This is a genomic window from Mesorhizobium sp. M0663 (genome assembly GCF_040320585.1).
In the GTDB taxonomy this organism is placed as follows: Bacteria; Pseudomonadota; Alphaproteobacteria; order Rhizobiales; family Rhizobiaceae; genus Mesorhizobium.
The window spans coordinates 25,024-34,280 of the sequence record NZ_JAMYPX010000041.1; the positions used below are offsets into that span (position 1 = coordinate 25,024).

The window sequence follows — 9,257 nt, forward strand, 5'->3', positions numbered from 1 at the left end:
CGACTCGCAGGGAGCAATGAATGGCCCACAAATTCGCCGAAATCGCGTTCACTGACGCAGTGAAGTCCGTGCAGCAAACGATGGGCAGCCGCAGCGCTTATGCCCGCCGTGAAGCCGGTTCTGATATCAACGGCCAGCTTGGGCCAGATGAGATCAAGTTTCTCGCCGAGCGCGACAGCTTCTACATTGCTTCGGTCTCGGAGATCGGATGGCCCTACGTGCAGTTCCGTGGTGGGCCGGCTGGATTCCTGAAGGTCCTTGACGAACAGACTCTGGGCTTTGCGGATTTCCGGGGCAACCGGCAGTACATTACCACCGGCAACGTCGCCGAGGACGACCGTATTTCGCTGTTCCTGATGGACTATCCGAACAGGCGCCGTCTCAAGATCTTCGGTCGAATGCATGTCATCGGTACCCGAGATGATCCGGCGCTCACGGCAAGGCTGACAATCGGGGATTATGCTGCAGTGGTCGAACGAGTGATGCTCATCAAGGTCGAGGCCTTCGACTGGAACTGCCCGCAACACATAACGCCCCGCTTTACTGAAAACGAGATTGCGGCAGCTTTCGCGGCTCACCGGGAGGGCAATGCCAAGAATCGCGGGCCGGCATCGTAGCGAACCCATTGAGGAGTGGACGGATGCAGGACAATTCCCAGACCTCGGAAGCGCCGATCTTTGGCGTACTTCTAGCCGCCGGCGAGGCGCCCAACTTCAGCCCTGGCGGCGCAGTCCGCATTCTTACCCGCTTTCCGATGGGCCACTACCGCGTACCCACTTATCTGCGCGGCAAGGAAAGCTCGTCGAGGTCGTCATCGAGCCGACAGCCGTCGATAACGAGGAAGAAGGTTACGGCACTTTCCGATTGGAGCAGCGTTGAAGCTCAGAGACCGCTTCGATCTACGGGATGTCGGCGATAGGTTCGAAAATCATGTCTCAAACCACCAACCGGATCTTCGGTGCGCGTCGCGATCAGGCGTTTCCCACGCTGGCTGAGGCCGACATCGATCGCATGCGCCGGTTCGGCGAGACCAGCGCCTATGCCGCCGGCGAGCACATCGTCACGGCCGGCGATGTGGCGCCCGGCTTGATCGTCGTCCTGTCGGGTAGAGTGGAGATCACCCAGGATGGCGGGCTCGGCCGGCGTGAAACGATCGTCACGCATGGTCCAGGCAGCTTCGTCGGCGAACTGGCGCAGCTTTCGGCTCGTCCCTCGCTGGTGAATTCGCAGGCCGCCGAGCCCGTGGAGGCGTTGGTCATCGCCTCGCAGCGGCTGCGCGACCTGATGGTGCAAGAGGCCAATCTCGGTGAGCGCATCATGCGGGCACTGATCCTGCGCCGTGTCGGGCTGCTGGAAAGCGCCACCAGCGGACCAATCATTATCGGATCCGTCGACAATAGTGATGTATTGCGGCTGCAGGGTTTCCTGGCCCGCAGCGGCCAGCCGCTCCGCGTGCTTGATTCCGGCAGCGATCCTTGCGCGAAAACCCTGGTCGAGCGCTTCGAGGTCGACCCTCACCATCTGCCGATCGTGCTGTGTCCGAACGGCCGGCTGCTGATGAACCCGAGCGAGAAGGACCTCGCCCGCTGCATCGGCCTGTTGCGGCCGATCGATGCCGACAAACTGTACGACGTCGCCATCGTCGGCGCCGGACCGGCGGGGTTGGCTGCTGCGGTCTATGCGGCTTCCGAAGGGCTGTCGACGATCGTGCTCGATTGCCGGGCTTTCGGCGGGCAGGCCGGCGCCTCCTCGCGCATCGAGAACTAACTCGGCTTCCCAACCGGCATTTCGGGCATGGCGCTGATGGCGCGTGCCTATAATCAGGCGCAAAAATTCGGTGTCGAAATGGTGATACCGGACGAGGCGAAGCTGCTGAGCGCCGGAACCGACGGTGCCCGTTACACGCTTGATATCGGCGACGGCGAGACCGTGCGGACGCGCACCGTTGTGATCGCCAGCGGCGCGCGCTATCGTCGCCTCGATATCGCCAATCTGGCGCAGTTCGAGGGATCGTGCGTGCACTATTGGGCGTCGCCGATCGAAGCACGGCTTTGCCAGGGCCAGGAAGTGGCATTGGTCGGCGCCGGCAATTCGGCCGGACAGGCGGCAGTCTACCTGGCCAGCCACGTGCGCAAGGTGGCGCTGCTGGCGCGTGGCGGCAGCCTCGACACCAGCATACGCGCTACCTGGTCGAGCGCGTCAAGGCACAGCCGAATATCGAGGTGCTGACCGGGACTAAAATCGAAGCGCTGGAAGCCGAAGGGGGCAGCCATGGCCAGGTGCGATGGCGCAACCGCGCCAGCGGCGCGGAAACGACGCGCCCGATCCGCCATCTCTTTCTGTTCATCGGCGCGGACCCGAATACGGACTGGTTGGTGCACTGCAATGTGGCGCTGGATGCCAAGGCTTTCGTCCGCACCGGATCCTACATAGGGTCGGGGCATGGTGTGATGGAGACCAGCCGCAGCGGAGTGTTCGCCATTGGCGACGTTCGCGCCGGCTCGGTCAAGCGCGTCGCGGCGGCTGTCGGCGAAGGCGCCCCGGCGTTGGCGGCGTTGCACGCATATCTCGCGCGGGACGGCAGCCACGCCGTCGCGCCTGAACTGGCCAGGAGAGCGTGATGGCAGACGAATGCAGGCATGCGGCAGTCGTTCAGGATGTGACGCCGAGCTCACTCGGCTGCGAGGAATGCCTGAAGAGCGGTTCGCAATGGGTGCATCTGCGGCTCTCCCGCACATGCGGCCATGTCGGCTGCTGAGACGACTCGCCCAACCGTCACGCCACCAAGCACTTTCACGCGACCCGCCATCCGATCATCGAGGGCTACGATCCGCCGGAAGGTTGGGGATGGTGCTACATCGATGAGGTCTTTCTCGACCTTGGCGACCGCGTCACGCCGCAGAACGGCCCGATCCCGCGATTTTATTGAGCTGCATGCGAAACAATGGCGAACGAGAGTGTTTCGTCTAACCAAGAGTCTGCCTCCTGCGCCCCGTGCGCCCGGGCTTGGCCGCAAGCACGGCTTTAACGGCCTCGCGGCCCTCGGCGAGGTCAAGCGATGACGGTCGCCTTGCTCGGCCTAGAGGGCTGGGTCATGGACGCTCATCCCATTTGCAGAAGGCACGGTGAGCGGGCTCCGTCGTGGAACTCGTACGAATGGCTGACGCGTTGGGCCAGAGCCAAGCTAAGCCCACCCGAATAGACCAAAGTCTAGTCTCGCCACCACCATGTGCGAGGCGCGCCGGACTCCCGTCCAGTTGCGGAATATCGATCCTCCCTCCATCATGACCAGCGTGAAGAAACAAAAAGAAACCACGACGCGGGCGCCGCTGATCGCCTGTGTAGACGACGATGCCAGCGTGAGGGAAGCGCTGGAAGGTCTCCTATTGGCCTTCAATTTTGAGGTCGCCACGTTTGCTTCAGCTGAGAGCTTTCTGGCATCGGGTTCCATCGATACCGTTTCGTGCCTAATAACCGACGTAAGGCTAGGAGGAATGTCCGGGTTGCAGCTTCAGAAGAGCCTGATCGCCAGAGGCCGTCTGATCCCGACGATAGTCATCACCGCATTCTCCGAAAAAGGGTTTCACGAATCAGCGATGGAGAATGGAGCGATAGCGATGCTGCTGAAACCGATCACTGCGAATCGGCTCCTAGCCGCCGTGAACACGGCTCTGAATCGCGGCAAGCCTTGACTGTATCGAAGGTTCATCCGGGATGATGTATCAGAGACAGAGGCAGTATCTTGAGAACGCCTGAGGGATGCGTACATGCACGGGTTGGAATCGCAGATGTCCACGGGTAGCGGCTGGACAGGTGAGGCGCCGGAGCCATTCGGGGAGCGCCCTTTGCGTTTCCGACGGTTCTGCGTGTTGCCGCGATCGCGTGTCTTGCTATGCGACGGTCGTCCGGTCCCGATCGGCAGCAGGGCTTTCGATCTCCTGACGGCATTATTGCGGGTGCGTGGCAGGATCGCCGAGAAGAATAGCATCGTGAAGTGCGTATGGCCGTCCATTATCGTCGACGACAGTAACCTTCGATTTCAGATGGCCGCGCTGCGAAGGGTGCTCGGGTCGGACGGAGATATGATCAAGACCATTCCTGGCCGCGGTTACCTTTTCGCGGACGATGACGTCACGGAGAATGCGGCGCCTCCACCCATGCAGAAAACATCGGAACACGAGACTGTGCAGGTCCCAGGATGGCTGCGGCTGGTTTCGAATCCCGAAGTCCCGTCTCGCACTGCGGCGCCTTATGTAGCTGTGATAGACGACGAGCCCGAGATTAGGGAGGCCTTGGTCGGCTTAATGGAGTCGGCGGGCCTATGCGCTGAGGCTTTTCCCTCAGTGCGCGCTTTCCTCGATAGCGATCGTCCTTCGCCGCCAAGCTGTCTTGTGCTGGACGCATGGCTTCCCGAACACGGCGGACTGGATTTTCAGGCCGACCTGGCCAAGGCAAAGGTGCGGCTTCCACTGATCTTCATAAGCGGTCACGCCGATGTGGCAATGTCGGTGCGCGCCATGAAAGCAGGGGCGATTGAATTCCTGACCAAGCCGGTCCGGCACGAGGAGCTCCTGAACGCGATCAAATTTGCAATGGCTGCTGACATTGCCGCTTTCCGACCTGGTTCGTCACCAGAGCATATGAGGCAGTTGAGGTCGTGATTTAGCGAAGTCTCTGGTCACCAAACAATTTGAGATCTCCAGCTCACCCGAACCTGAACCCATTCGCACTGGCTTCGGTGGAGAACATATATTAAGTGGAGGACATATATTAAAACGATGTCGATCACCGTTTGTATGGTGGCGCGTTTCGGCCGGCCGTGATCGTGAAGGGACCTGCAATGCAGGGTGAGCTTGGCGGTGCCGTTGATGAGTTACCCGGACTTCTATGGACGGCCGCGCCCGACGGACAATTTGACTTTCTGAATCAACGCTGGCGCGAATACACCGGTGTGGCCTTAGCAGAGTTTCATGGCCGAGGTTGGCAGACTCTCGTCCACCCGGAGGACCTTCCCCGACTTCTCGCCGGCGGGCGAAGCGTTCCAGTGTCGAGCGCGCCCATTGAAGCGGACGTTCGTCTGCGTGGGGCGGACGGGGAATATCGCTGGTTCCTGTTTCTCGCTCATCCCTCTCTTGACTCAGCCGGCCAAGTCATCAAGTGGTCGGGATTCAGCACCGACATCGACAATCGAAAGCGTGCCGAAGAGGAATTGCGGGAGAGCGCAGCGAGATTCCGAGACTACGCCGAAACTGCCTCCGATTGGCTGTGGGAAATTGGTACGGACTACAATTACACGCTGTTGACTGAGAATGCGTTTGGTTCACACCCAGCGGATCGAATCGGCACGAAGTGCTGGGATCATGCTCTCGACTTCGAAACGGAACCGGAGAAGTGGCGGCTTGTTCTTGAGACCCTTGATGCACGCAGACCGTTTCGCGACTTCGTATTCTGCTCTGCGGACGGCACCGGCTCTCCGATGTACGTAAAAGCCAGCGGCAAGCCTGTGTTCGACGCCGCCGGAGAATTCAGCGGCTACCGCGGCACAGGGTCCGATGTGACGGCAATCATTCGCGCCGAGCGCGCGGAGGCGTCCTTGCGGACAGCGCAGGCCGACCTCGCTCACATGAGCCGCGTTACGACTTTGGGGCAGCTCACGGCCTCTATTGCCCATGAGCTCACTCAGCCGATCGCGGCCGCGCTCCTCAACGCTGAGACCGCGCTGAGGTGCCTTATTCGCGAGCCGCCAGACGTCGTACGCGCGACACAGGCGATCAACCGCTTCGTGAACGACGGCATGCGCGCCACGGACATTATTGATCGGACGCGCGCGCTGGTTAAGAAGACGCCTGCACGAAAGGACAACCTGGAAATTAATCTTGCAATTTCGGAAATTGTTGGACTGACTCGCAGTGAAGTATCGAAAAATGGTGTTCAGCTGCAGACCCAGCTAGCGGAGGGCTTGCCAGTGGTTCAAGGCGATCGCGTACAGCTTCAACAAGTCATGCTGAATTTGATCATGAACGCCGTCGAGTCGATGAGCCAAATGAGTGACGAGCGTCGAGAACTGCTGATTAGCACCCAACCCGAAGACGATTGCGTTCTGGTTGCGGTGCGGGACTCTGGCCCAGGGCTGCCCGAAGTCGCCTTGGAGCGAGCCTTTGAGGCGTTCTATACGACGAAGTCTAGCGGCTTAGGGATGGGACTATCGATCTGCCGTTCAATCGTGGAGGCTCACGGAGGACGATTGTGGGCGGCCGCGAATTTTCCAAAAGGTGCCGCTTTTCAATTCACTGTGCCTGTCATCTCGGATCTCCGGGCCTGACAGAAGTCTTCGATATTTACCGATAATTTGGCGCACCCCATACGGTTCGAACGTCGACCTTGCCTTCGGGGGGCAGAACTCCCGTTCTAACCGCTGCTATAGTATGAATCAGATGTTCGCCGAGCCCTCGCGGCTTCCCTTCCACGGTCGAGCCTTCTCCGCCGGCGCTTCCACTTAGCAGAGGGGCGATTTCATCGCATGTCCACATCACGGCCAGCTTGAGAGCGTCGTCGATATGAACATAGCCTTGAGTACCTCCCCTCGCGGCTTGGCCGAGAAGCGCCGCAATCGTCAACTCGGAAAATCCTAAATTCGCCAGCCACGCTACAAAAGGTGTGGCGCAGCGTGTGGGGAGTGACGCCTTCGATGTTGGCCCCGGCGCACAACCGGGCAAGACAGCTATTCGTCGCCGTAAAGCGACCCTCGTCCACGGTGACTTCGCCGATGTTGATGCCGATGCGGACGTCGAACCTGTCCTCCCCAGCTACAGAGGCGTTGCGCTCTGCCATTCCGCGCTGGAGAGCCACGGCACATTCGACAGCGCCGACCACGCTGCCGAACTCCGCGAGAAGGCCATCGCCCATGAGCTTAAAGATCCGCCCATGATGCCGCGCAATCTCGGGCTCAAAAAGCTCAGTGCGTCGCGCCCGAAGGCGGTCAAAGGTGCCCGCTTCGTCTTGCTCCATAAGTGCGGAGTATCCGACCACGTCGGCAGCCAGAATTGCAGATAATCGGCGCTCCATGTCTTAGCTCCTAACATGAATTCCGCGCCAAACACTGTACATGACTTTGCCGCATGTTTCACGCGCGGCTACAGAGTTGATCACCAAAAGCGTGGTCTACTGGTTGCATGACTCGTTTACGACAACCAGTTCGCTCACGCTTACTTCGCTTGTGTTCTCGACCACCGTCACTGCGGCCTCTGTACCTGGGCTACGAATGTCCGCCTAAGGTTCGGATCGCGAAGTTCCCCGCCGCATTGGCGAAGGTCCTAAGATGGCGCTTCTTTCTCGTTCCGATCGAGGAAGGTACGAAAGAAAACCACCTCTCGCGACCCTCCCTTGTCGCTCCCGATCAAAGCGACGGTTTTGCAACTGACTTTTGCACAGTCGCAGAATTCAACGGCCCTGCCGGCCGGCACGGGTCTCGGTCTCGAGCCTGTTGACGGGGTCAACGAGGTTGAAGAAGCGCCCGCGTGCGCCGTTGTGGATGAGAGAACGGGCAATGGCGATGGCCAGATGCGACTTGCCGGTGCCTGTCCCGCCGACCAGGCATTGCGCCGATCGGCGACGAAGGCGCCCGCCAACCGCTTCATCGCCGACATCCACCTGCCGCTCCACAATGCCCGCTTCGCCAGGCCGCCCGAGATTGCCGACAGCGGCTCCTCCTCGATGCACTGGATCTCGGTCAACTGGTCAGGACCGGCGGCGACGAAGGCGAGAATGGTGGCGCTCGCGCGCCGCCATTCTTGCTTTCTTACGTGAAATACCTACTATAGGTATTTCAAAAGGAAGTACGGCGATGAAGCAATTCACATTCTCGGACATGAATCGGGTTTCAGGCGAAATCCTCGAAACGGCATTGATCGAGCCGGTGGCCCTGACCAAGCGCGGCAAGGAAAAGCTCGTCATCCTGTCCGCCGCTCAGTACCACCAACTCGTCGGCCAGCCGCATTCTGTCGCCTATACGCTCGAGGACGCTCCTGATGAAGTCCACAATGAACTCATGACAGGACTGGATGCAATAATTTCCGGCGACAAGCCGCATGCTTAAAGCCGGCGATCTGTTCCGATATTATTACCTATGGGCGCGGGAAGCAGACGCCGGCGAGGAATCCGGACGCAAGGCGAGGCCGGTTTGCGTCGTTGTCCGGACGCCAGCAACGCCCGCAGCCTTGTTTCTCTTTCCGCTGACTTCGCAAAAACCCGACCGGTCGCGCCCGCATCTCGCCATCAGCGAAATCGAATGCCGCCGCGGCGGCCTCGACTACCCGTCATGGCTGATCCTGAACGAATATAACCGGGTGCAGGTCGATGAAGCCTATGATCTTGTGACGACGACGCTGATTGGCGCGTTCAGTCCCGCATTTGTCCGCAAGATTGCTGGCGTGATCAAAGAGACGGCGGCGCAGCGTCGATTGCGCGGCATCGTTCGCAAATAGCCGGACTGATTGCAGGCCTCCGGTCCTTACTCGCTCGAGCGGGCCAGGACCGAGCGAGGGGCGCCCCTACGCCCCTCCCCTCGCACTCCCCTCCCCACCAGGGCCGCCGCTCTGTTTCGCGATGTGGGGTCACTTCAGCCTGTCGTCATTGTCGGCAAGTCGAACGCCATAGCCAGGTCCTGGACCACTCCAGCGACAAGGCGACGGAGAACCGGCCTGCGGCCGGTTGGCGATTTGCCGATTGATGATGTTGATAGGCGGCCGGGGCTCCGAAGGCCGCGTTATCGGGCAGCTCCAAAGTGGCAGTTCGCAATCTTTATGCTGCGCGCGCACATACGGCAGGCCCTGCCCCGGCGCGCAACCCTTAAGGGTTCTCCTCTGCGCTTCGCTCCGTTGCGACCTGCGGTGCACTTGCATGTCCTGCCGAATTCGAGCTTCGCGATTGCGCACAACCACTTTGGAGGATCTACCTCATGAAAACGCTCGTGCCCTTCTGCCAGAAAACCGGCCGCCGCCTTCGTTTGTACATCAATCGGCAAATCGCCAACTGTCCCATAAGGGCGGCCAGCTTAAACTCTCCGTCGCGTTCTCGCTTCCGTTGCTCGCCAAGCTCGAGGTGAGCTATCAGGTGCAGTTCGACGAAAAAGCAGATAACGGAACAAACCGAAGTGAGCGACGGAGCCGGGGGGGGGCGGGCCCCGGGCGCGGGGGGGGGGGGGGCGGGGGGGCGGCGAGCGGCGGGGCCGGGCGGGCGGGGGGGGGCCCGGAGGGGGT

At 60.6% G+C, this 9,257-nt stretch carries 7 protein-coding genes and 4 pseudogenes; 9 read left to right on the plus strand and 2 right to left on the minus strand.

The annotated features are described in order from the left end of the window. The first annotated feature begins 20 nt into the window (after positions 1-20). The 6 genes and pseudogenes from NKI54_RS32755 (at position 21) to NKI54_RS32780 (ending at position 6,322) form a co-directional block, all read left to right on the plus strand. Positions 21-617: a pyridoxamine 5'-phosphate oxidase family protein gene (locus tag NKI54_RS32755; RefSeq protein WP_352693777.1), complete on the plus strand. Its 597-nt coding sequence runs from the start codon at positions 21-23 to the stop codon at positions 615-617. Positions 618-930: 313 nt separating this feature from the next. Next, positions 931-2,621 (plus strand): annotated as a pseudogene (locus tag NKI54_RS32760) (FAD-dependent oxidoreductase). After that, positions 2,621-2,929, plus strand: a pseudogene (locus NKI54_RS32765) (UBP-type zinc finger domain-containing protein). Before NKI54_RS32760 ends, NKI54_RS32765 begins: the two co-directional pseudogenes overlap by 1 nt. Before the next feature lie 355 nt (positions 2,930-3,284). Continuing rightward, positions 3,285-3,692 (plus strand): response regulator transcription factor, encoded by a 408-nt coding sequence (locus NKI54_RS32770; protein WP_352693779.1) that lies wholly within the window; start codon positions 3,285-3,287, stop codon positions 3,690-3,692. A 96-nt stretch (positions 3,693-3,788) separates the two neighbouring features. Then, positions 3,789-4,661, plus strand: coding sequence for a response regulator (locus tag NKI54_RS32775; RefSeq protein WP_352693780.1), 873 nt, complete (start codon positions 3,789-3,791; stop codon positions 4,659-4,661). Between the two features lie 179 nt (positions 4,662-4,840). Further along, a complete protein-coding gene (locus tag NKI54_RS32780; protein ID WP_352693782.1) occupies positions 4,841-6,322 on the plus strand; it encodes a PAS domain-containing sensor histidine kinase in 1,482 nt (493 codons plus the stop codon). 383 nt (positions 6,323-6,705) lie between these two features. Here NKI54_RS32780 and NKI54_RS32785 read toward each other — a convergent pair. Together NKI54_RS32785 and NKI54_RS32790 are read right to left on the minus strand one after the other, a co-directional pair. Further along, positions 6,706-7,065, minus strand: a pseudogene (locus NKI54_RS32785) (adenylate/guanylate cyclase domain-containing protein); the annotation flags it as partial. A 378-nt stretch (positions 7,066-7,443) separates the two neighbouring features. Beyond that, positions 7,444-7,596 (minus strand): annotated as a pseudogene (locus tag NKI54_RS32790) (ATP-binding protein); the annotation flags it as partial. Here NKI54_RS32790 and NKI54_RS32795 point away from each other — a divergent pair. The 3 genes from NKI54_RS32795 to NKI54_RS32805 are packed head-to-tail and all read left to right on the plus strand — an operon-like array spanning position 7,561 to position 8,483. Beyond that, positions 7,561-7,806, plus strand: a complete 246-nt coding sequence (locus NKI54_RS32795) for a hypothetical protein (RefSeq protein WP_352693793.1) — start codon at positions 7,561-7,563, stop codon at positions 7,804-7,806. The pseudogene NKI54_RS32790 and the gene NKI54_RS32795 overlap by 36 nt on opposite strands. 37 nt (positions 7,807-7,843) lie before the next feature. Continuing rightward, the gene (locus NKI54_RS32800) at positions 7,844-8,095 is read left to right on the plus strand and encodes a type II toxin-antitoxin system Phd/YefM family antitoxin (RefSeq protein WP_023802399.1); all 252 of its coding nucleotides are present in this window, start codon (positions 7,844-7,846) and stop codon (positions 8,093-8,095) included. Next, positions 8,088-8,483 (plus strand): hypothetical protein, encoded by a 396-nt coding sequence (locus NKI54_RS32805; protein WP_352693785.1) that lies wholly within the window; start codon positions 8,088-8,090, stop codon positions 8,481-8,483. The genes NKI54_RS32800 and NKI54_RS32805 overlap by 8 nt, the downstream gene beginning before the upstream one ends. The last annotated feature ends 774 nt before the right edge of the window (positions 8,484-9,257 follow it).